At 57.7% G+C, this 21,015-nt stretch carries 22 protein-coding genes; 14 read left to right on the top strand and 8 right to left on the bottom strand.

The window, feature by feature from the left end; genetic code table 11:
* Positions 1-88: 88 nt before the first annotated feature.
* On the bottom strand, positions 89-529 hold the full coding sequence (locus tag MRBLMR1_RS20260; protein WP_148144213.1) for a hypothetical protein: 441 nt from the start codon (positions 527-529) through the stop codon (positions 89-91).
* Positions 530-1,014: 485 nt separating this feature from the next.
* On the opposite strand from MRBLMR1_RS20260, the gene MRBLMR1_RS20255 reads away from it, so the two are divergent.
* Positions 1,015-2,103 (top strand): NAD(P)/FAD-dependent oxidoreductase, encoded by a 1,089-nt coding sequence (locus MRBLMR1_RS20255; RefSeq protein WP_500065902.1) that lies wholly within the window; start codon positions 1,015-1,017, stop codon positions 2,101-2,103.
* A gap of 50 nt (positions 2,104-2,153) precedes the next feature.
* Here the strand turns inward: MRBLMR1_RS20255 and MRBLMR1_RS20250 are convergent, their stop codons facing one another.
* On the bottom strand, positions 2,154-2,390 hold the full coding sequence (locus MRBLMR1_RS20250; RefSeq protein WP_148144212.1) for a DUF6894 family protein: 237 nt from the start codon (positions 2,388-2,390) through the stop codon (positions 2,154-2,156).
* A 487-nt stretch (positions 2,391-2,877) separates the two neighbouring features.
* On the opposite strand from MRBLMR1_RS20250, the gene MRBLMR1_RS20245 reads away from it, so the two are divergent.
* A complete protein-coding gene (locus MRBLMR1_RS20245) occupies positions 2,878-3,702 on the top strand; it encodes an ATP-binding cassette domain-containing protein (RefSeq protein ID WP_500065900.1) in 825 nt (274 codons plus the stop codon).
* 248 nt (positions 3,703-3,950) lie between these two features.
* Here the strand turns inward: MRBLMR1_RS20245 and MRBLMR1_RS20240 are convergent, their stop codons facing one another.
* Together MRBLMR1_RS20240 and MRBLMR1_RS20235 are read right to left on the bottom strand one after the other, a co-directional pair.
* Positions 3,951-4,604, bottom strand: a complete 654-nt coding sequence (locus MRBLMR1_RS20240) for a GDSL-type esterase/lipase family protein (protein WP_500065898.1) — start codon at positions 4,602-4,604, stop codon at positions 3,951-3,953.
* A gap of 64 nt (positions 4,605-4,668) precedes the next feature.
* Positions 4,669-5,580: a 2-dehydro-3-deoxygalactonokinase gene (locus tag MRBLMR1_RS20235; protein WP_500065896.1), complete on the bottom strand. Its 912-nt coding sequence runs from the start codon at positions 5,578-5,580 to the stop codon at positions 4,669-4,671.
* Between the two features lie 117 nt (positions 5,581-5,697).
* On the opposite strand from MRBLMR1_RS20235, the gene MRBLMR1_RS20230 reads away from it, so the two are divergent.
* The 9 genes from MRBLMR1_RS20230 to MRBLMR1_RS20190 all read left to right on the top strand — a co-directional run bounded on the left by MRBLMR1_RS20230 (position 5,698) and on the right by MRBLMR1_RS20190 (position 15,406).
* Positions 5,698-6,606 carry a dihydrodipicolinate synthase family protein gene (locus tag MRBLMR1_RS20230; RefSeq protein WP_500065894.1) on the top strand — a complete coding sequence of 303 codons (909 nt, stop codon included), beginning with the start codon at positions 5,698-5,700 and terminating at the stop codon, positions 6,604-6,606.
* Positions 6,603-7,769: a mandelate racemase/muconate lactonizing enzyme family protein gene (locus tag MRBLMR1_RS20225; RefSeq protein WP_500065892.1), complete on the top strand. Its 1,167-nt coding sequence runs from the start codon at positions 6,603-6,605 to the stop codon at positions 7,767-7,769. The genes MRBLMR1_RS20230 and MRBLMR1_RS20225 overlap by 4 nt, the downstream gene beginning before the upstream one ends.
* A 24-nt stretch (positions 7,770-7,793) precedes the next feature.
* The gene (locus MRBLMR1_RS20220; protein ID WP_500065890.1) at positions 7,794-9,065 is read left to right on the top strand and encodes an ABC transporter substrate-binding protein; all 1,272 of its coding nucleotides are present in this window, start codon (positions 7,794-7,796) and stop codon (positions 9,063-9,065) included.
* A 66-nt stretch (positions 9,066-9,131) separates the two neighbouring features.
* On the top strand, positions 9,132-10,058 hold the full coding sequence (locus tag MRBLMR1_RS20215) for a carbohydrate ABC transporter permease (RefSeq protein WP_404946101.1): 927 nt from the start codon (positions 9,132-9,134) through the stop codon (positions 10,056-10,058).
* 10 nt (positions 10,059-10,068) lie between these two features.
* Complete coding sequence (locus tag MRBLMR1_RS20210) at positions 10,069-10,899, top strand: carbohydrate ABC transporter permease (RefSeq protein WP_148144203.1); 831 nt, start codon at positions 10,069-10,071, stop codon at positions 10,897-10,899.
* Between the two features lie 2 nt (positions 10,900-10,901).
* A complete protein-coding gene (locus MRBLMR1_RS20205; protein WP_404946102.1) occupies positions 10,902-11,984 on the top strand; it encodes an ABC transporter ATP-binding protein in 1,083 nt (360 codons plus the stop codon).
* Positions 11,981-12,964 carry an NAD-dependent epimerase/dehydratase family protein gene (locus MRBLMR1_RS20200; protein WP_500065887.1) on the top strand — a complete coding sequence of 328 codons (984 nt, stop codon included), beginning with the start codon at positions 11,981-11,983 and terminating at the stop codon, positions 12,962-12,964. Before MRBLMR1_RS20205 ends, MRBLMR1_RS20200 begins: the two co-directional genes overlap by 4 nt.
* Positions 12,961-14,655, top strand: a complete 1,695-nt coding sequence (locus MRBLMR1_RS20195) for an SMP-30/gluconolactonase/LRE family protein (RefSeq protein ID WP_148144200.1) — start codon at positions 12,961-12,963, stop codon at positions 14,653-14,655. The genes MRBLMR1_RS20200 and MRBLMR1_RS20195 overlap by 4 nt, the downstream gene beginning before the upstream one ends.
* Positions 14,645-15,406 (top strand): SDR family NAD(P)-dependent oxidoreductase, encoded by a 762-nt coding sequence (locus MRBLMR1_RS20190; protein ID WP_206827532.1) that lies wholly within the window; start codon positions 14,645-14,647, stop codon positions 15,404-15,406. Before MRBLMR1_RS20195 ends, MRBLMR1_RS20190 begins: the two co-directional genes overlap by 11 nt.
* Positions 15,407-15,553: 147 nt before the next feature.
* Here MRBLMR1_RS20190 and MRBLMR1_RS20185 read toward each other — a convergent pair whose 3' ends face one another.
* The 4 genes from MRBLMR1_RS20185 to MRBLMR1_RS20170 are packed head-to-tail and all read right to left on the bottom strand — an operon-like array spanning position 15,554 to position 18,485.
* A complete protein-coding gene (locus MRBLMR1_RS20185) occupies positions 15,554-16,081 on the bottom strand; it encodes a lipocalin family protein (RefSeq protein ID WP_206827531.1) in 528 nt (175 codons plus the stop codon).
* A 21-nt stretch (positions 16,082-16,102) separates the two neighbouring features.
* On the bottom strand, positions 16,103-16,654 hold the full coding sequence (locus MRBLMR1_RS20180; RefSeq protein WP_500065884.1) for a hypothetical protein: 552 nt from the start codon (positions 16,652-16,654) through the stop codon (positions 16,103-16,105).
* Complete coding sequence (locus MRBLMR1_RS20175; protein ID WP_206827529.1) at positions 16,651-17,682, bottom strand: SAM-dependent methyltransferase; 1,032 nt, start codon at positions 17,680-17,682, stop codon at positions 16,651-16,653. The genes MRBLMR1_RS20180 and MRBLMR1_RS20175 overlap by 4 nt, the downstream gene beginning before the upstream one ends.
* Positions 17,679-18,485, bottom strand: a complete 807-nt coding sequence (locus MRBLMR1_RS20170; RefSeq protein ID WP_500065882.1) for a DUF1295 domain-containing protein — start codon at positions 18,483-18,485, stop codon at positions 17,679-17,681. Before MRBLMR1_RS20170 ends, MRBLMR1_RS20175 begins: the two co-directional genes overlap by 4 nt.
* Positions 18,486-18,672: 187 nt before the next feature.
* Between MRBLMR1_RS20170 and MRBLMR1_RS20165 the strand changes: the two genes are divergently transcribed.
* Genes MRBLMR1_RS20165 through MRBLMR1_RS20155 form a run of 3 tightly spaced genes read left to right on the top strand, consistent with a single transcriptional unit; the run spans position 18,673 to position 20,755 of the window.
* Positions 18,673-19,932, top strand: coding sequence for a class I SAM-dependent methyltransferase (locus tag MRBLMR1_RS20165; protein WP_206827528.1), 1,260 nt, complete (start codon positions 18,673-18,675; stop codon positions 19,930-19,932).
* Between the two features lie 5 nt (positions 19,933-19,937).
* Complete coding sequence (locus MRBLMR1_RS20160; RefSeq protein ID WP_206827715.1) at positions 19,938-20,300, top strand: DUF2147 domain-containing protein; 363 nt, start codon at positions 19,938-19,940, stop codon at positions 20,298-20,300.
* Between the two features lie 23 nt (positions 20,301-20,323).
* Positions 20,324-20,755, top strand: a complete 432-nt coding sequence (locus MRBLMR1_RS20155) for a DUF2177 family protein (RefSeq protein ID WP_500065880.1) — start codon at positions 20,324-20,326, stop codon at positions 20,753-20,755.
* Positions 20,756-21,015 lie beyond the last annotated feature (260 nt).

Here is a 21,015-nt window from a genome sequence, read left to right as displayed (position 1 = left end):
AGCCGCCGTCACCGCGGCGTAGGTCACGGAGTTCCTCAGGCCGTCCTCAATTGCCCGAACACCTTACCCGCCATCGAAGACCACCGCATTACATGCTAAGCGGCTTGATAATGTCCATCCTGATATCGCCCTCAACTACTCCGCGAACCAAGTCGCACCGCCCGTGCTCGATTTCGACAACCGTGTAGAGCTTTTCATCCCTGAAAGCGCTTGCGGTCCGGGTTGATACATCGTCGGCGGGAGCCGCGTCGATTTCCATAAAATCCAGCTCTCGTTCCGCGGCCACTATTCGTGCGTCTCCGGATGTACGTGCCGCGACGACCACCACACCGTGTCCCGGCTTGTTAGCCCACGCGGGATCATCTGCAGAAGCTATCGGCTCAAGCCGGTAAATATTGAGAGCCTCCCCAACGAACTTCGACGGTGCAGAGTCCGCGATCTGACTTTTACTCTCCATGGATCGACCGAACGTCGTGCTGCTTGTTGAACTTCCGGTAAGCTCTGGATGAATGTCTTTCCACTGGGGCATTGCCGTTCCTCCGATTGAGACGAGAACACTCTCGGCCTATCAGTGTTCCATTAAATGTCTGGAACAGGCCACTGTGTACGTTCACCGCTCTTCCAGCGGAACACGCTGCTCCTATCTTCAATTCAAAACATGGGAGGAATGCATTTGAACGTCAGGATCGACGAAGTTGAGCTGTTTGGTTCACCCGGGCTAAATCATATCAGCCGAAAGCCCCGGTTGAAGGCCGCCAGTTACCGAGAACGTCATTGTGGAGCCATTTACGGTCGTAATGCGAAAGTTCGCCAATAATGGTGTCATCGCAGATCCGAGCGAAATCGGGGTCCGGCAAGCTCGACGCCGCCGGTTCACTCACCCATCGGCAGCCGCTCCGCCACGCGCAACCCCTGTGGCTCGCCAAACCGCGTGCATCTATCGTGACAAGAAAGGTCCCGTCATCCGATCGCTTCGATGTCATTGTGGTGGGTGCGGGAATCGGCGGCGCCCTCATGGCCCACTCACTCTGCGGCAAAGGATTGCGCATCCTGACGATCGACCGCCGCCATCCGGTTCGTGGTAGCAGCGCTGAGAGCACTGCCATGATCCAGCATGAGATCGATGTCCCGCTTCATCGTCTCGCTCGAACGATCGGTCACGAGAAGGCTTCACGCGTCTGGCGCAGGTCGGCAGGTGCAGTTGAGGAGCTGGAGAGTCTCATTCGGGATCTCGGCATCAACTGCGAATTCCAGTCGCGGCACACGCTTTTTCTCTCCGGGCAAGAGCTTGGCACGCGAGCGTTGAAAAGAGAGGCGCAGGCTCGCCAAGAGGTGGGAATCCTGGCCGACTATCTCGATCGGGCGGCGCTCCTGGAGCGTTATGGCATCAACCGAAGTGGAGCGATCAATCGCGCGATCTCCGCATCGTCAAATCCTGTGCAGATGACAACGGGCATTTTTCGCGTTGCCAGGCGACAGGGGGTGGAAGTCGTAGGCGGGCTGGAGGTCACCGATGTTCGCGAGGGCGGCGATAACGTCATCGTTGCGACAGATCAGGGGAAGATGATTGAGGCGGCCCACGTCATATTCTGCAGTGGATACGAGTTTCTCGAATGCCTGAGAAATCCACGCCACAAGCTCATGTCGACATGGGCCTTGGCTAGCAAGCCAAGGCTGAAACGACCTGACTGGCTGGATAAATACCTCGTATGGGAGGCCTCGGACCCTTACCTCTACTTTCGTTCCACATCCGATGGACGCGTCATCGTCGGTGGGGAGGACGAGAAAGGTGAGGCTGCCTATCTCGACCCGACAAAGATCGAACACAAGACAGCGGTCCTTGTCGAAAAGCTGGCTGATCTGACCGGGATTTCGCTCGGCAAACCTGATTTTTCCTGGTCGGCCGCGTTCGGCGTCACACCTGACGGGCTTCCGATGATAGGGACTGCGCCAGGGATGAGCCGGATCTTTGTAAATGGGATTTGGAGGGAATGGCATTACGTTTGCAAAAATTGCGGCAGACCTGATATCCGCCGCGGTTCTCGGCCACCAGGACGTCGATTGGGATCTGTTTCCCCTTCGGTAGCCTGGAACGGTTGCTAGGTGTGGCGATGCGCTAGCAGCGAACCGCGTCGAATTCTTCGGCATTTTGACTAATAGAATTTGAGCGCGGACTTGAGCGGGACAGTCAGCGCTACCGATCCATCTGGTCTGACGACCTCAAGAGAGTCACCATCGATGATCTTCCCATTTTTGACCTTGTTTGCAAGAATCTCTCGGGCCGAACTAACGGCGTAATCATGGGCTTCATCTAACGTCGTGAATTCCGAGCCGTCCGGATCCTCGGTGAGAACGCCATCCTGCCTGATATGAAAGAAATATTTCTGCATGAAACCTCCTTCGCGGCTGTCTTAACCATGGAAAGTGGTGAACGTTCCAGTCTTGTTTCACCGTTCATCTGAGTGGTGCAGCGTTGCCGAACGCGCGATAAGTGTCACGACTTTGGGGTCACCACCTCCGATGCCGGGGCGGTTTCAGTCTCTCCGGGAGCCGAATACGTAGTAACCAGCGAGCAAGAGCCCGATAACGAAGATTATACTGACGAACACATACATCCTTGATCGAGCTTTACCACCTGTACTCATGTTCTTCCTCATCTTCCATACATATTGGTAACATGCGGATGCGCCATGAGATGCGCTGAGATATAGCCGCTAGAGGCAGCTTCCACTCCAGTAGGGACGGCCGGCTGCGTGTTTGCACCACATTGCGACCGGCGCGAAGCGCGATGTCTGGTCGAACCGCCAGCTCTTTTGCCAATTGACGGAGAACGCGGCGCGGCCTGTTTCGTGGTGCAGGACGAAACAAGGCTGTTGGATGACAGACTTGCAGGGAACGACCGAAGCTCTCGTTTCAGTGCGCAACCTGACCCGTACCTGTGACGTTAAAGGAGGGCAATTCGGGCAGTTGCGATCACAGGTGCATGCGCTGCAGGATGTAAGTTTCGACGTCTTTCCCGGCGAGACGCTATCGATCGTCGGCGAGTCCGGTTCGGGAAGATCGACGCTCGGCATGAGCCTCCTGCAATTAACGCACCCGACCTCCGGCTCCGTCTGGTATCGCGGCAAGGATATCATCAAGAACACTGCAGCAGACAACCGGGCCATGCGGCGTCACCTGCAGATCGTTTTCCAAGACCCGTTCTCGACGCTCAATCCGCGCGCAACGGTCGGCTCCGCCATCGCGCTTCCGCTGCTGCATCATGGCCTTGCGACACGGGAAACAGTTCGCGACCGCGTCCATGCAATCCTGTCGGACGTGGGATTAGGCCCGTTATTCGAAAACCGTTATCCGTACGAATTGTCGGGCGGCCAAGCCCAATGGGCGGCGATCGGCCGGCCGATTGCCTGCGAACCGGAATTCATTGTTAGCGACGAGGCGATCTCGGCGCTGGACGTTTCCGTGCAGGCGCAGATCATCAACCTGCTTGTTGACCTGCAGGAAAAGCGTGGCCTGACATACCTGTTCATCGCCCATGACCTCAGCGTCGTGCGCCATATCAGCGACAGGGGCGCAGTGATGAAAGCTGGCAGGATCGTTGAAATCGATGTCCCGCAACGACTGTTTACGAATCCGCAGGATGCATACACACGGGCACTGATTGCGGCCACGCCGGTTTTCGAAGATCGGCGAAGCCGATAACCGTCTCGTGAAAGGAGGCAGCGATAGTTACGCCAAGATAGTCAACGAGGGAACGCCGTGCCTCGTGTATGATATCGCCGTAATGATGACGGTCTTTCGCTTTTGCCACATAGCGCCGAGGATGCCCGGATCTCATCGTATGAAGGATGGTACGTATGAAAACGGCAGAGGCTGCGCAGGCCGCGAACACGACCACCGATTTTGCGGCACATGTCGCCTCGAAACTGGTGACCGCCAATCTTGTTGAATCAGGGCGTGGTCGAAGCGGGCATGGACGGGGTTAAGAGCCGCAATACTTTCTTAAGCGATGCTGACCAAACCGCATAACCCGCCGCATTCATGTGGACCAGATCGGGCAGATAGTATCGGAACATCGGCAAGCCGTTCTCGCCGATCAGGCCGGTACCGAGCTCAATCCACGAGGTGTCATCCCGGCCGCCGCACCAGTCGCTTGCCAGCCGGTTGAACAAATCGAACTCGTGCCGATAAATCCAGCGTGCCGGGCTGTGCTTGATCGATAAAACAAAAACCTCCGACTGCGGAATGACGCGCGAAATCCGCTCTCTAAGATCCTTCAGATGGCCAAGCGTCGTATGGGCGGTGAGGCCATCACTGGCGATATCGTTTTCACCAAAATAGAGCGCTATCCTGCTTGGTCTCAGCGGCGTCAAAAGCTGATCCATGTAGTGGATGCCTGAAAGAAATGTACCTCCTCCGAAACCCAGGTTAACGACGTCCAGCGAGCCTAGATCTTCTGTGATGGAACTCCAGATACGGAAGGAAGACGAGCCATAAAAGGCGATCGGATTGGCAGGAAGGCCGACGCGCTCAAGTCGCGTCAGCACCGTGATGATATCGTTTTCGTGTCGACCTGTGTCGATACTGACTGGAAAATCGTACATATTTACCCTCGGACATTTGGTTATAAGCTTTTCACCGGCGAGCTGCCGCCTTGCTGCATCGCGTCTATGAAAGCGAGCGACGCATTACATCGAGCGCGCCACGGTTCAGGACGTCGTCGGCACCCAGGGTAATCTTGAGGTCGAATACAGTCGCGGCGATCACATAAAGGTAGTTGAGACCGTCATTCCCAACAATGGTGGCCTCGTCACCTTCCGAATACCAGCCAGCCTCGCGCGCCTGCCTAAACTCTTGGCCAATTACCATGCCGTGGACATAGGACCGCAATTGATCCGCCGTAAGCCTTCCCACCAGTCCGCCGGTCCGCGCCGAAAACAGCAGGGAGAGCATCGCCGCAGAGCTCTTCGCCTCTTCAAGCCCCCGGAGATAGGCTTCCGGATCATCCACCGGTGGCTGCGTTGCACCGCGGGCGATGAAGGAATTGTTCAAGAGTAGCGCAAAGATCTCGCCGGTCACAAAGGTTTGAAAGCTGTCTATACGGCCGGCTTTTACCTTGGTCCACTTGCTGTGGGTCCCGGGGATGATGATAGTTGCGTCGTCAGCCAGCCCGTGTCCGGCAACCTGAATTTCCTCACCGCGCATGACGTCGGGGAAGGGCCTGCGTGAGGGATCCGTCAGGCCCGGCAGAAACACCAGATCAGATCCGTTCGGCAAGGATTTCCGCAAGCTGCCTGCAGCAAGCTCAGCCGGGCCTGCAGGGCAGGGCACGTAGGGAACTTCGATCCAGCCGTTGCGGCTGGTGATCATCCCGAGTGCGGCAATGGGCAAGGCTCCGTGAGTCGACAGCCATGGAGCAAGCGCCGTCATCAGGACCGCTTCATGGTCGCCCTTGCTGAGCTTCGAGATACCTTGGGGCGTCTCGATGTTCTCCATTTCGTTGCCGTCGTCATCGATCAGCGTTGCTCGAAAGGAAGTGGTTCCCCACTCGACGACGATTGCCGCTGTTTCTGCTGCCATGTCGTGAGCCTCCTCCGCTCATTTCATCTGGGGGCTTGTCATAGGGCGCAAGCATATGTAGTGTCAATTAGTGAATTCATGGTGTCACATTATGATACTTCATTGGGAGGTGAAGAGATGGCAACTGGTCTGAAGGGCATCTTGCCTGTTCTGCCAACGCCCTTTTTGGCGAATGGCGATGTTGATGAGGCGGGGATGTCGCGGCTGGTGCAGTTCGCCCTCGATCAGGGTGTGGACGGTGTCGTGTTTCCCGGTTTCGCCAGCGAGGTGGAAAATCTCACCACAGAAGAACGTGCGGGACTTTTGAAGATCGTCGTTGCCAGCGTGGCGGGCCGGGTACCCGTGGTTGCCGGCGCAAGCGCCGCTGATTGGCGCGACGTGGTGGAGCATGGCCGGATCGCGGCAGGCCTCGGTATTCGCCATCTGATGGTACAGCCACCGAAGTCGGTAGGCACCGATGCAGCGGCCCTTATCGAATTTCTTGGCAAGGTGGTCGAGGCGCTGCCGGACGTGGAGATCATCCTCCAGAATGCGCCGGCCCCTCGCGGTTCAGATCTGTCGCCGCAGGCGATCGTCGAGATCATCCGTGCCTTGCCACATGTTTCCTATGTGAAAGAAGAGACGCTGCCGGCAGGGCCGGCGATCAGCCACATCATCGCCCATGCGCCGGAAAGCCTGAAAGGCGTCATCGGTGGCGGTGGCGCGCGTTATATTCTCGACGAATATGCGCGCGGCGCGACTGCGGCCATGCCGGCCTTGGAGATTGCCGGCGAACATGTGGCGATGGACCGGGCGCTTGCCGCCGGCAGGCGCGATGAGGCCCGCCAAATCTATGTTCGCACTCTGCCGCTTCTCGTCCTGCAGGCGGTTTATCGCATGCGGCTGACCAAGTATGTATTGGCGCGTCGAGCCGTGATCGAGGGCGTCGGTGTGCGCGCTCCTACACCGGAACTCGACGCCGCGGCCATTGCGGACATTGATGCAAACCTGGTTGAACTCGGCCTTCTGGCTCCGGAGGCTGCATGAACAGCCCCGTCGAAACCATTGAGGTTTTTACTCTCACCCAGCCGCGCAAGGTGCCCTATCTTGGCGCATTGCGGGAAGGTGAGGTAGTTAACCCGAACGGTTATATCGTCCGCAAGGGTAACCGCACGGTCTATCCCACCTTCGACCGCAGCGTTCTCGTCCGCATGACGACGCGGGCCGGTACGGTTGGATGGGGTGAAACCTACGGTATCGTCGCGCCCGGTGCAGTTGCCGCTCTGATCAACGATCTTCTTGCCGGCTTCGTTATCGGTCGTGACGCGTCGGACCCGTCCGCGATCTACGACGATCTCTACGACATGATGCGGGTACGCGGTTATACCGGTGGCTTCTACGTTGATGCACTGGCAGCCCTCGATATTGCCCTATGGGATATTGCCGGCCAGGAAGCGGGAAAATCGGTTCGCGATCTGCTCGGCGGGGGCGTCGAAAGCTTTCCTGCCTATGTCTCCGGTCTGCCGGAGAGGACGCTCCAGGCCCGCGGCGAGCTGGCAAGATACTGGCAGGATCGGGGGTTCGATGCCTTCAAATTCGCAACGCCTGTGGCGGATGACGGCCCGGCTGCGGAAATGGAGAACCTGCGCAAGGTTCTCGGACCCGCGGCGAAGATTGCCGCCGACATGCATTGGAACCAGACGCCGGAGCAGGCGCTTGAACTGATCGCCGAGATGGCGCCGTACGATCCGTGGTTTGCCGAGGCACCTGTCTGGACCGAGGATATTGCCGGTTTGGAAAAAGTCTCCAAGGGTACGGATATTCCAATCGCAGTCGGCGAAGAATGGCGCACCCATTGGGACATGCGTGCCCGTATCGAGCGTTGCCGCATTGCTATCGTACAGCCGGAAATGGGGCATAAGGGCATTACCAATTTCATCCGCATTGGTGAACTTGCCACTGATCACGGTATCGACGTAATCCCGCATGCCACGGTCGGCGCCGGTATATTTCTGGCCGCGAGCCTGCAGGCGTCGTCAACACTGCCGACGCTCAAGGGGCACGAATTCCAGCATTCGGTCTTTGAGCCGAACCGTCGCCTTCTTTCCGGTGACATGGATTGCCACGAAGGTCTTTATCATCTGCCATCCGGGCCTGGGCTAGGGGTGAAGCCGTCGGAGGCGGCGCTCGGTCTGCTTGAACGTATCTGAATTGGTTCTTTGGAGGAGGAAGCCATGAACAAGAGAGTGAAAAGACTGGCGCTCGGCGCCGCGACTGCAGCCGTGATGACGATGGGTGGCTTTGCTCCGGCAATGGCCGATACGGTATTGAAATTCATTTCCTGGCAGACCGACGATGCCGGAACGGGTGAATGGTGGCATTCAGCGATTGCAGAGTTCGAGAAACAGCACCCTGGCGTGAAGATCGAGTTCACCAAGGCGGAGCGCAGCTCCTATGCCGATACGATGACCACGCTGTTTGCCGCGAACCAGCCGCCGCAGATCGTCCATCTCGCCTCGTTCGAATTCCAGATGTTCGCAGACAGCGGCTGGCTGGAGCCACTCGACCCCTGGCTGAAGAAAGACGGCATCGACATGACCGGCTGGGCCGGCCAGAAGACGTGCGAATGGAACGGCGAAACCGTCTGCATCATGACGAACTACTTCGGTTTCGTCATGGCCTATAACAAGAAAATCCTCGATGAAGCCGGCATTGCCGTGCCGAAAACCTATGACGAATTCCTGGCAGCGGCAAAGGCGACCACCAAGGATCTCAACGGCGACGGCATCATCGACCAGTTCGGCACTGGCCATGAGACGAAGGGGGGGCCGGGCCAGTATCTGACCGAGATGCTGAACTACATCATCGACGCGGGCGCCTATTGGACCGACAAGGAAGGCAATATCACAATTGATACGCCTGAGATGGTCGAGGGGCTGACGCGCTGGAAGACTGTGATGAAGAGTGGCATCAGTCCGGTCGACATGAGCGCCAGTGATGTGCGCAAGCTGTTTGCCGATGGCAAGATGGCCATGCGCCTGGACGGACCGTGGCTTTACGGCACAACTGAAAAGGGTTCGGCCAAGAGCGATATAGTCTATGCCGCGCCGCCGCTGACGCCGCCTCTTGGTGGATCATCGAATGTGCTGGCCATGCCGTCCGATATTCCCGATGACCAGAAGCAACTCGTCTGGGATTTCATCAAGCTGACGATGACGCCGGAATTCCAGCGGAGCTATGCGACGATGGGCGGAAACACGCCGCCAAGCCCGAAGGCCGATGTCTCCGGCGTGGAGAAGACCATTCCGCATTTCCCGGTGCTGCTCGCGACAATGAAGGCGGCATCCGAGAAGGGGATAGACCGCGTGCCGATCGGCCTTGAGCTCTATTACAACGAGTTCAGCAAGATGATCATGGAGGAGAGCCAGCGGATGATTATCCAGGATCTCGATCCGGCGGCAGTAGCCAAGACCATGCAGGCAAAGGCCGAAAGCATCAAGGGCTGACCCGCTATCAGGGCATGGTTCGCCCAGCGGGCCATGGGCAACTCAAAGCATTCGTAGGAGACCATCATGACCGATACCGTTCAGGCGGGGCGGCGCAAGTTCTTTGACCTTGCGCGTCCCAGCCGGCAGCATCTTCTCGGCTATATCCTGATCGCCCCGGCGGTGCTGATGGTCGCTGCCATCATCGTCTGGCCGCTGATCCTGGCGATTGACCTGTCCTTTCAACAGGTCAAAATCCCGAGGCTCGGCGGCGCCAGCCGGCCGTTCTCAGTGAGCAACTATGTGTGGCTGTTTTCGTCGCAGGAATTCTGGCTGGCCTGCTGGGTGACGGTCAAGCTTGTGGTCGTCGTGACCGCCGGTAGCGTTGCGGTTGGCTTGAGCACGGCGCTTCTCGTCAACAACCGTTTCGAGGGCCGCACGGTTGCCCGGCTCGGCATGGCGCTGCCCTGGGCTGTGCCGGAAATCATCGCGGTCGTCATCTTTGCCTGGATGTTCGACACCTCGTTCGGTCTGTTCGGCTGGCTGGCGATAAAGCTTGGCTCCACCGACCAGATGATCCCTTGGGTCAGTAGTTCGACAGCGGCTTTCTGGGCTGTTGCGATCACCATGGTATGGAAGGGTTTTCCCTTCGTCTCGATCATGTGCCTTGCGGGCCTGCAGTCGATCCCGTCCGATTATTACGCCGCCGCCAAGGTGGATGGTGCAAATACCTTTCAGCGGTTCCGCTGGATCACCATGCCGCTTCTGATGCCAGTTCTGGGCGTCACGCTGGTGCTCACGCTGCTCTGGGTGTTCCGGGACTTTTCCATCATCAAGGTCCTGACCGGCGGCGGCCCTCTGCGTTCAACGCAGACACTGTCGATCATGACCTACGATCAGGCCTTCCAGTATCACAATTTTGGCCGTGCCGCCGCTGTCGGTGTGCTGACGCTGGTCATCTGCATCATCGCCAGCGTGCTGATGCTCGGTCGACGTTCGAAATCTATCTATTGAGGAGGCCTTGATGAGACGCACACTGGCACAAAGCCTCGCACTTTATGCAACCGTGATCTTCACGCTGGTGATGATCCTCTTCCCGGTCTACTGGCTGCTGGTCACGGCGCTGTCCACCACCGACGAACTTTACCGTCTTCCACCGACTTTCTGGCCGGATAATCCGCAATGGGATGTATTCGCCCGCGTCTGGGCGGCAAAGCCGATCCTGCTCTGGCTGTGGAATTCGATGCTGGCGGCGGTGGGTTCCGTGGCGCTTTCCATGCTGGTTTCGGTCAGTGCCGGTTATGCGTTGTCGCGTTATTCGATGCGCGGTGGTGCAACGATGGGGCTTTTCGTCCTCACCGCAAAGATGCTGCCCGCCACGCTGCTGGTCATCCCCCTGTTCTCGATCTTTTCAAGCTTCGGCCTGATCGGAAGCCTCTGGACGCTGGTGCTCGCACATTCAACCATGATCATTCCCTTCGCGACATGGATGCTGAAAGGGTATTTCGACACGATCCCGAAAGAGCTTGAACAGGCGGCCATGGTTGATGGATGCTCGCCGATCGGTGCCATGGTGCGTGTCGTCCTGCCGATCGCAACCCCGGGTCTGGCTGCCACAGCACTTTATGCCTTCGTGCTCAGCTGGGCCGATTACGCCTATGCGCGGACATTCCTGGTCAATTCGCCCGACAACTGGACGGCCAATCTCGGCATCACCACGATGCAGGGCGAATATGTCACCTACTGGAACGACATCGCCGCCGCATCGGTGTTCATCGCTCTGCCGATCATCGCAATCTACCTGTTCCTTGAACGTTATTTGGTCGGCGGCCTTACCGCTGGCGCGGAGAAATAAGCATGGCCAATATTTCAATTCGCAATGTCAGCAAGTCTTATGGCGCGCTGAACGTGCTCAGACCCTTTTCGTTGGAAATCGAAAATGGAGAGTTTGTTGTACTGGTCGGCCCCTCCGGCTGCGGCAAGTCTACCATGTTGAAGATCCTGGCAGGTCTGGAGCCTGCCACCGACGGTCAGATCTTCATCGGCGACCGCGAAGTGACCGATCTGGCGCCCGGCGATCGCGATATCGCCATGGTGTTTCAGAACTACGCGCTTTATCCCCATCTGACGGTGCGCCAGAATATTGGCTTTGGCCTTAAAATGCGGGGCACCGACAAAACCGAGATCGACCGGCGTGTCGATGATGCGGCGCGTATCCTGGAAGTAACTCCCTATCTCGACCGTAAACCCAAGGACTTGTCGGGTGGTCAACGCCAGCGTGTAGCACTGGGGCGTGCCATCGTACGCCAACCGCAGGCATTTTTGATGGATGAGCCGCTGTCTAATCTCGACGCCAAACTGCGTGTCCATATGCGCGCTGAAATCGGCGCTCTGCATAAGCGTATCGGCGTCACCACCGTCTACGTGACCCATGATCAGGTCGAAGCGATGACAATGGCTGATCGCGTTGTCATCATGCAGGGAGGCATAATCCAGCAGATTGCCGCACCTGACGAGTTGTTCAATAATCCTGCCAATCTGTTTGTTGCCGGCTTCATAGGCTCGCCGGGCATGAACTTCCTGAATGCGGAACTGCGCGACGGCAAGCTTACCGCTTTTGGCCAGCAGATTTCACTTCCGCGAGCCACCAGCGGTCAGGGGCCGGTGGTGGTGGGCCTTAGACCGGAACATCTCGTTCTGGGCGATGCCCCCGTCACCTTTGGTGTAAGGCCAACACTCGTCGAAAGCTTGGGATCCGAAAAGTACGTCTATTTCGACGCCGAAGGCGCCCGGATCGCTGATGGTGAAGAGGGCAAATCCAAGGGGCTGATTGCTCGCGTATCGCATACGGGCAGCCTGCCGCGGGACGAGGAGATCAGGCTTGGCTTTGATCCTGCTCAACTCTACCTTTTTGATCAAAAGACGGGTGAACGGCTATGATCCTTGTTACCGGATCGTCCGGGCGTGTCGGCCGCGCCGTAGTTGCAGCCTTGCGCGACAAGGGCCGGATGGTGCGGGGGTTTGATTTGCGTCCATCGGGAACAGGTGGAGACGAAATTATTGGCTCGCTTGAGGATGCAGACAGACTGGCGGAGGCTACTCACGGCATCACCGATATCCTGCATCTCGGCGCATTCATGTCCTGGGCTCCGACGGACCGTGATCTCATGTTTGCTGTGAATGTCGAAGGTACGCGCCGCCTGCTGGATGCCGCCTCGGCTACTGGCGTACGTCGTTTCGTGTTTGCCTCTTCCGGTGAGGTATATCCTGAAAACCGCCCGGAATTCCTGCCGGTAACCGAAGACCATCCGCTCAAGCCGAATACACCCTATGGACTGAGCAAGCTGCTCGGCGAAGAACTGGTGCGCTTTCACCAGCGGGCCGGCTCGATGGAAACGGTGATCCTGCGTTTTTCGCATACGCAGGACGCTTCCGAATTGCTGGATGAAGACAGTTTTTTCTCCGGTCCACGCTTCTTCCTGCGCCCACGCATCCGCCAACAAGAGAGTTTCGGGAACACGGCTGTCGCCGATCTTCTGAAGGCGAAGGATATCGGAGTGCCGGCCCATGTGTTAGCGCGCAACGAAAATGGCCGGCCGTTTCGAATGCACCTAACCGACACCCGTGACATGGTGACCGGCATTCTTCTTGCGCTTGATCATCCCGATGCGGCCGGCGGCACATTCAACCTGGGTGGAAATGAACCGGCGGATTTCGCCGAACTTCTGCCGCGTATCGCGACGTTGACCGGTCTGCCCATCGTGCCAGTCGATTTTCCCGGTGAGGGCGTTTATTACCACACCTCGAACAAGCGTATCAGAAACACGTTGGGGTTTGAGGCGGAATGGACGATCGACCGGATGCTGGAAGAGGCCGCCGCAGCAAGGCAGCGACGCCTCGCCGGGGAGAAGAGGCAATGAAACCTGAGACACCGGGTGGCACAGCAGCACTGGCGAAAGGCCTGACCCTTCTGGACATGGTTGCCGATGCGCCCGAGCCTTTGCGTTTTGCTGAACTCCTGCGCGCGTCCGGCCTGCCAAAACCCACATTTGCCCGTATCCTGCGCACTTTGATCGCCTATGGGCTGGTGCGCCAGGACGAAGCCCGCGGCACCTATGTCCTTGGCCAGCGGTTTCTCGAAATGTCCCACAAGGTCTGGGAGAGTTTTGATCTGGTCTCCGCTGCTACACCGGAGCTCGAACGGCTGGCGGTCGAACTCGGCGAGACAGTCGCATTGTGCCGGCTGGATGGCGTTATGGCGCAATATCTGGCCGAACGCTCGCCCAATGGACTGTCAGTGCGTGTTGAAGTTGGCCGCCGCGTGCCGCTGCATTGTACCGCTCCCGGCAAGGCCCTTCTCGCATTCCAGGACCCCGCGGTGGGACGGTCACTTACGGAACGCCTGACGCTGGACCGCCAGACGCCGCAGACGATCACTACTCTTGAAAGTTTGCAAGCTGATCTGACCCTGACGAGGGCACGCGGTTATTCGATTTCCTATGAGGAGCATCTGCTGAGTGTGAATTCAGTCGCTGCCCCCGTGATGGGACGCGACAACACGCCGATCGGTGTGCTGGTGGCGCTCGGCCCTTCATCGCGTCTTGAGGCATCCAATATTCACCCGGTGGGGCGCGAACTGATCGCGGCCGCCCGTCGCATAACCGGTGCTGCAGGCGCCGTTGCCATCAGCTCGCGGCCCCGGCCACGCTCCACGACCGGGAAGCCTACGGCCGAGCTGAGCTGCATTCTGCCTTGGGGAGCTCAGCTGGGCGAAAGTCCGGTCTGGCATGAGGCCGAGAATGCGCTCTACTGGGTTGATATCCTTCACCCCGCCGTTCACCGTTTTGATCCTGCAACGGGTCGCAACGACACCTGTGAAACGGGCAAGCTTGTCAGCGCTGTCATTCCGGTCTCCAAGGGACGCCTGTTGGTTGCATCTCAGGACGGATTGGAATGGCTTGATTTTGCCTCCGGCCGCCTTGCGCCTTTTGTCAATACGGAGGCCGACCTTGCCGGCAACCGGCTGAACGACGCAAAATGTGGGCCGGATGGAGCGATCTGGGTTGGTTCGATGCGTATCGATGCCTCCAAGCAGACCGGTGCGCTCTATCGCATCGATGAAACTGGTGCGTTTGAACGCAAGGAAGGTGGCATCATCGTTTCCAATGGCCTTGGCTGGAGCCCGGATGGCCGAACTTTCTATTTCGTCGATACGGTGCCAGGTCTGATCCACGCCTACGATTTCAATCCCGCGACCGGCACGCTCTCGGCGCGTCGGGAATTTGCCCGCATTCCGGTCGCCGATGGTCGGCCCGATGGTCTTGCCGTTGATGCGGAAGGCGGCGTCTGGTGCGCAATCTGGGATGGATGGTGTGTGCGACGTTACCTGCCCAATGGCAAGCTGGATCAGGTAATCGACATGCCCGTGCCGCGGCCGTCGAGCATCGCATTTGGCGGACCGGACCTTTCCACGCTGTTCATCACCAGCGCACGCACACGCCTGCCTGCGTCGACACTGGCCGATGCGCCACTATCCGGCGGCTTGTTTTCCTGCCGTCCCGGTGTTGCCGGTGCGCACATTTCATTGTTTGGGGGAAATAATGAATCTTGAAACCCTCTTTGGTTTGAAGGGGCGCACGGCACTCGTCACCGGTTCCAGCCGCGGCATTGGCGCGGCCATCGCGGAAGGACTGTCGGCTGCAGGAGCACATGTCATTCTGCATGGCACCAAAGCCGGCGGAGCGGCTCTCGTGCACCAACGCATTGTCGAAAACGGTGGAACGGCACACGAACTGGTGAGCGACCTGTCGGCACCTGGTGCCGGCCGCGATCTGATCGAGCAGGCCGAAGACATCGCTCCCGTCGATATCCTGGTCATCAACGCCAGTGCTCAGATCAACGCAACTTTGCCGGATCTGAAGCCGGAGGATTTTGCTTTTCAAGTGGCGGTGAACTTCGGTTCGACCGTGGACATGTTGCAGACGGCACTGCCACTCATGGCTGCCCGCAAATGGGGAAGGGTGGTTTCCATCGGTTCGATTAACCAGCTTCGTCCAAAAGGTGTCGTAACCGCGTATGCGGCAACGAAAGCTGCACAACACAACCTCATCCAGAGCCAGGCGCGGGACTATGCGATGGACAATGTTTTGCTCAACACGCTTGCTCCCGGCCTGATCGATACCGACAGAAATGCCCATCGACGCGACGATGATCCGGAAGGATGGGCTGAATATGCCCGCACGCTGAACTGGATGGGACGGGCTGGTCGGTCTGAAGAAATGGTCGGCGCGGCAATCTTCCTTTCATCGCAGGCCTGCAGTTTCATGACTGGCGAGGCCGTTTTCCTGACCGGCGGTTATTGATGGATCTGCAGGCAAACTAATCGACCTGCGCCAGCGCGGACCGGCGGTTCATATCCCATCAAGACCTAAGTGCGCGGCTCGATTGGCAGGACATGAGACTGAGAACTGGCTTACGCCAGTTCCAGCAGGTGCATAATGGAGTATCCGCTATTGCTCGGGAAACTCCAGCCTGCGAACATCATAACCAAGCTGACTTGCTTTACGGACCATTGTCTTGAGTTTGGCCTTTGATGGAACTGTGCGCGCATAAATCCATAGATTGGTCATGTCGGGATCAGCGCTGATAAACCAGTTCTTGTCCGGTGATTTATAGAGGACCCAATAGTTGAAGGTGATCAGCAATGGATAGCGGACACGCATCTTGGCCTTGTCGCTGTCAAAATCGAGTATGCGCCCTGTTCCACGGACAGTCTTCAATCGACCCTGCGGATTACCGACGCGACATCCGTCTTCGACAATTACCTGATCTGGTGATTTGCCGCGGTGATATGAGGAATAGCCGGCGACGCAACCATCGGTCAGCCACATCGGCCGGCGACCGATCTCAAGCCATGTCCCGCGATAATGGTCAGCACCAACCTTGACCACTTCAGGCTCGGCTGCCGTAGCGGTGTGCGGCGCGAGTGTTCCGGCGAGCCAGAAGACGCCGACGAGGCATTTCCAAAAGTCCTGCATGTCATCCTCCAGTATATTTACCTAGCATTTCTCCCGGTTCGCGGGTTCCGCAACCGTCGACAAACCTGCGTATCGTATAGCGATGAGCGTCATCAGGCATGCGGCCGCGAAAATGTTGAGATCGAGAAGCACGGCAAGATCAGTATCACTCCAGCCGTGGAATGGCGGTCCACCGATATAGCGCGACAAAAGGAAGATGGCGAAAATGACAGCTGTCACACTGCGTTGAATCCATTTTTCTTTCGTTCGGAAAGAGACTGCCGCGAGCATGATACAGGCCCCGAAGAACAATTCCGTCCCGGAGCTTTCGCCAAATAACTTTGTCTCGAACAAGGTGTCGAATGCCCCCACGATGGGAAGCGAAATCCGCGCAATAATGGGCCAACGACGGGCGATGAACGGAATTGCCAAAAAGACTGGAGCCGCGAGCAGCGAACCAAGTGACGCAACGACGCCATCGCCGACGAGATACCAGACATAGACCGGATAAAATGGCTTGTTGAGACATATGACCCAAGCGATCGTAACCGTCGCCTGGGTAAGAGGATCGAGAGGAACTCGTTGCGCGCTCATAGCCTTGCCGGTTTCAGCAGATAATGGCCTACACCCCAGATATCGCCGTCATCGTGACCGAACAGGCCGGCGGTCGCGAGGAAGAACAGCCGCCAGCGGCGTAGCCAGAGGGGTGCGTCCTTGCCGTAAACCTCTGCGAAAATAGGTTCGATCTGATCGGACTCCCGGTCGAAATTGGCGAGCCAGTCGAGCGCCGTACGACGATAATGAGTTCCGGACCACCGCCATTCCTCCTCGACCGCGAACAGATCCTCGAAACGATGAGGCAGGTCATGTGCCGGCATGATACCGCCGGTAAAGAAATGATGGGCGATCCAGTCTGCCGGATCGTCGTGGTCGAAGCGGTAGGAGCGGTCCTTGTGAGTGAAGACATGCAGGAAAAGCCGACCTTCCGGCTTCACCCAGTCGCGGGCACGCTCAAAGAGCTTCCGCCAGTTGGACATGTGTTCGAACATTTCGATCGAGACGACCCGATCAAAACGCTGTTCGATCGAAAATTCGTTCATATCGGCGGTTATCACCGACAGGTTGGAAAGTCCGCGCTGAGTGGCCGTCGCCAGGATGAAGGCGCGTTGCGAGGAGGAGTTGGAAACGGAGACGATACGCGAGTTCGGAAACTGCGCCGCCAGATAAAGCGAAAGCGAGCCCCAGCCGCAGCCGAGTTCCAGGATCGTCATGCCATCCTCGATCGCGACATGCCTCACCGTTTCGGCGAGGGCATGAACCTCCGCTTCCTTCAGTGTCGTATATTCGGTCGGATAAAGGCAGCAGGAGTATTTTCGGCTCGGGCCGAGAACCCGCGAAAAGAAAGCCGCGGGCACTTCATAATGCTGGCGATTGGCCTCGTCCGCATGGATCGCCACCGGGTATTGGTTCATGGCATCGACAAACAGAGTTTCCTGGCTGGCTGCCGTGGCGGCGAGACGACGCTTGGTACGACCACAAAGGAAGTCGATACCCGCGAGCGTCATACCATCGGTCAGAGGCGCGCGTTCGGCGGTGTTGATAGCGAAGGCCAGCATGTTCATTTCAACTCTCCTTCTGGGTGGATATCCTGCTTTCTGGGGCCGGGGAAAAAAGCATTCACACGCCGCTGCAGGGCGCGAAATTTCTGGCCGCGCGAGCGCAGCATATGGTCTTCGAGCGGTGGGATGCCTGAGACATGCACGAGCAGCCAGTACATGAGGAGCGGCGCCAACAAGGACAGCCAGCTCGCAATGGATGAAGAGGCGGCAAACAGAAACCAGCAACACCAGAACATCCACTCGAAAAAGTAGTTCGGGTGGCGCGAATACCTCCAGAGGCCCGTCTCGCAGATCTCGGTCTTTGCCTGCGGCGTCTTTCGAAAGCGGCTTAGTTGCAGATCCGAGATTGCTTCGCCTGCGAGCGCCAAGACGGCGATGACGATGCCGACAAGGTCGAGGATGCGAGGGAAGGGCGCTTCGTTCGTGGCTGCCATGTAGACCGCCAGAACAAGAATGAAGGCGGCGAGAGCCTGGATTTGCAGAAAGACGAAGAGCCGCCAAGAGGCGTTTTCGCCCCATTCTTCGATGAATTTTGCATAACGGGGATCCTCGCCTGCTCCCCTGGTTCGGGACCCGATATGGCTACCCAACCTCAGTGCCCAGGCCGCTACCATCACCAGAATTGCAACGCGCCGCTCGGAATCTCCATCGGCGAAGAGCGCCGAGAGGATCCCACCTACACCGACAGCAAATGACCAAATCGTATCGATCCATCCACTCAAGCCGGTCGCGCGCTGGATAGCCCATGCGCCAGCCATGGCCAATGACAGCCAGAATGCGATGACGATCAGCAGAAGCATGTCCATGGGCTCCTCCCAAGGCAAGGTCTCATTGCCTTCACTGAGATCTACGGAGAAAAAGCCCATCCAGTTTCATGACAATCAGAAAAAAATCGAAAAATTCTTCTCCTCCGGGAAACTAAAAGCCGGAAGCGCTCGTAACCTCTTGCAGATGCATCGAAGCAATCCTCGCAACTGATGGAGGGAGAACTGCATGAGTTGGTCAGACGAGGTCACCGGGACGCAACTTGATCTTTCGCAGGCGCCCGCAGAATTCGGCTGGGCGGGCACCATGCTTGAGAGGTTCTTGGCGGGTGTGAGCTACGGCCATATCAAGATCGTGCTTCCATCCGGTCAGGTCATCAACAAGCAAGGTGTTCAGCCCGGTCCCGAGGCGATCATACTGATCCGAAATTGGCGGATGTTGCGTCGGGTGATTGCGGCAGGCGATATCGGATTTGCGGAAGGCTTCATCGAAGGTGACTGGACAACGCCCGATCTGACAGCGGTCATCCGTTTTGCGGCCAGGAATGGAAAGGCACTGACGCCGGCCATCGAAGGCGGCTTGCTGATGCGTGCCGTCAACCGCATGAAGCATCTGTTTCGCGCCAACACGAAGCGTGGCAGTCGCAAGAATATCGAAGCGCATTATGACCTCGGCAATGACTTCTATGCGCTGTGGCTTGATCCCTCCATGCTCTATTCTTCAGCGATCTTCGAAGAGACGACGCGAACTCTGGAGGAGGCGCAGAGCAGAAAACTGGACCGTATCGTCGAGAAACTCACGCTTGCGGGCGGAGAGAGCGTTCTCGAGATCGGCTGCGGCTGGGGCGCACTTGCCACTCATCTGGCAAAGGTGAACCGCTCTAAGGTAACCGGGATCACCTTGTCGCCCTCTCAGCTTTCATGGGCGAACGGTGTTGTCAGACAATCCGGCTTATCAAGCGACGTCACGCTCCTTCTCAAGGATTATCGCGACACCGACGGGCAGTTTGACCGTATCGTTTCCATCGAAATGTTCGAGGCCGTTGGCGAGGCCTATTGGCCGAGCTATTTCGATAGTTTGAAACGTTGCCTGAAGCCCGGCGGTCGTGCCGTTCTGCAGATAATCTCGATAGAAGAAGAGCGGTTCAGGACATATCGGGGAAGCACCGATTTTATCCAGCAATACGTTTTCCCCGGCGGTTTCCTGCCATCGGACAGTGCCTTGTCGGCGTCTGTCGCTCGATCGGGTCTGGCTGTCTGCGAGATCGAGCATTTCGGGGCTTCCTATGCCCGGACGCTGGCGGAATGGCGAATTCGTTTCGAGGAGCACTGGCCACAGATCGCCGCACAGGGTTTCGACGAGCGATTTCGGCGTCTGTGGCTCTACTACCTTTGTTACTGCGAGGCAGGGTTCGAGGAAGGGACGATCAATGTCGGTCTCTACACGATCGAGCATGCATCGATGCCGGGAGAAGGAGGTCTGTCGTGAAAAAGATGAGCATAGTGATGATTGGTGCTTGCCTCACATGGGGAGCGGCCGCCCATGCCGCCGATATAGACGGCCAATGGGCCCGTGGCGATGGAAACGCAAAGGTGACGATCGCGCCATGCGGATCCGACATCTGCGCGGTCAATACCTGGATAAAGCCGGGCACGCCGAAAGAGAAGGAAGGCGACAAGCTGGTCATGAGCATCAAGCCTGATGGTGACGGCATCTATTCCGGCAGCGCTTTCGATCCGCAGCGGGACCTGACCTACCGGCTCACCGTGACGGTCAAGGGAGACAGGATGACGACGAAAGGCTGTATCGTTGCCGGCCTGTTGTGCAAAGGCATTAACTGGACCCGGATCGATTGAGTGCACCTCAAGAGGAAATGCCTATGAAAAGGTATCTTGTCGCCTACCTGGTAACGTTGATCGCGATGGTTTTGATTGATGCCGTGTGGTTGAGCATCATGGCGGACCGCCTCTACCGCCCTGTGATGGGCGAAATGCTGGCGCCGGAATTCCGGCTTATCCCGGCGATAGTGTTTTATCTGATCTATCCGGCTGGACTGGTGTTTCTGGCAGTTCGGCCCGCATTCAGGCAAGGAGCGCTTTCTAACGCGGTCCTCTCTGGTGCCGTCCTGGGCTTTACTGCCTATGCAACCTATGACCTGACCAATCAGGCAACATTGATACGCTGGTCGACAGCATTGACGCTCGCTGATCTTTGCTGGGGTACGTTCCTGTCTGCAATTGCGAGTGGTGCCGGTTATTGGATAACCACGCGCCTTTTCGGCGGCTTCACTTCGGAAGGGCGCGGCTTGTAATGTGATTTCCTTATCACGATGCTACTTTGGCAATGCCAGGCGGGATTGTTGCCGAAAAAAGTTCGCCGGGCACTCTTGAGCAAGCCGACGACAGTCAAGCGAAATAAAAGGCTTCCGGCCCACGAGGCTTTTTTTCTAGGACGCGGACTCATTAGCTGATGCGATCCATATCCTCGTCGCTGCAAGTTTGAGAGCGGCGAGATAGTTGTCGGCACGTCGGTCATATCGGGTTGCTAGGCCCCGCATCTGTTTGATGCGAT

Origin of the sequence: Neorhizobium sp. LMR1-1-1.1 (assembly GCF_040675795.1) — a bacterium.
In the GTDB taxonomy this organism is placed as follows: Bacteria; Pseudomonadota; Alphaproteobacteria; order Rhizobiales; family Rhizobiaceae; genus Neorhizobium; species Neorhizobium cellulosilyticum.
This window is presented reverse-complemented; position numbering and strand designations above follow the sequence as displayed.